A 1,004-nucleotide genomic window follows, 5' to 3' on the forward strand; every position below is an offset into this window, starting at 1 on the left:
TCCATCGCGATTGGGTGAATCAGGGTTACAACCATGTTCACGTTGTCGCCTGGCATTACCATCTCTACGCCTTCTGGCAGTTCGATGGTACCGGTCACGTCAGTAGTACGGAAGTAGAACTGTGGACGGTAGCCTTTGAAGAATGGCGTGTGACGACCACCTTCATCTTTGCTCAGGATGTACACTTCAGATTCGAACTGGGTGTGCGGCTTGATGGAGCCTGGCTTAGCCAGTACCTGACCACGTTCGATTTCTTCACGTTTGATACCACGCAGCAGAACACCTACGTTCTCACCAGCACGGCCTTCGTCCAGCAGTTTGCGGAACATTTCAACGCCAGTACAGGTAGACTTAACGGTGTCTTTGATACCAACGATTTCAACTTCTTCGCCAACTTTGATGATACCGCGCTCAACACGACCGGTAACAACGGTACCACGACCGGAGATGGAGAATACGTCTTCGATTGGCAGCAGGAACGGCTTGTCGATTGCACGCTCTGGCTCTGGGATGTAGCTGTCCAGGGCTTCGGCCAGTTCGATGATTTTCGCTTCCCACTCAGCTTCGCCTTCCAGCGCTTTCAGCGCGGAACCGCGGATTACTGGCAGGTCGTCGCCTGGGAAGTCGTAAGCGGACAGCAGTTCGCGAACTTCCATTTCTACCAGTTCCAGCAGCTCTTCATCATCAACCATGTCGCATTTGTTCATGAATACGATGATGAAAGGAACGCCAACCTGACGACCCAGCAGGATGTGCTCACGAGTCTGAGGCATTGGGCCGTCAGTCGCAGCTACTACCAGGATCGCGCCGTCCATCTGAGCAGCACCGGTGATCATGTTTTTCACGTAGTCGGCGTGCCCTGGGCAGTCAACGTGCGCGTAGTGACGAGTCGGGGTGTCATACTCAACGTGGGAGGTGTTGATGGTGATACCACGAGCTTTTTCTTCTGGCGCGTTATCGATCTGGTCGAAAGCACGTGCAGAACCGCCGTAGGTTTTAGCCAG

At 53.7% G+C, this 1,004-nt stretch carries 1 protein-coding gene; it reads right to left on the reverse strand.

Translation table 11 applies throughout. The annotated features are described in order from the left end of the window. The coding region (tuf, locus tag AC2CGI_RS24065; protein WP_130054983.1) for an elongation factor Tu at positions 1-1,004 on the reverse strand (1,004 nt) is incomplete at both ends.

Source organism: Serratia sp. LSHTC3, from assembly GCF_057197125.1.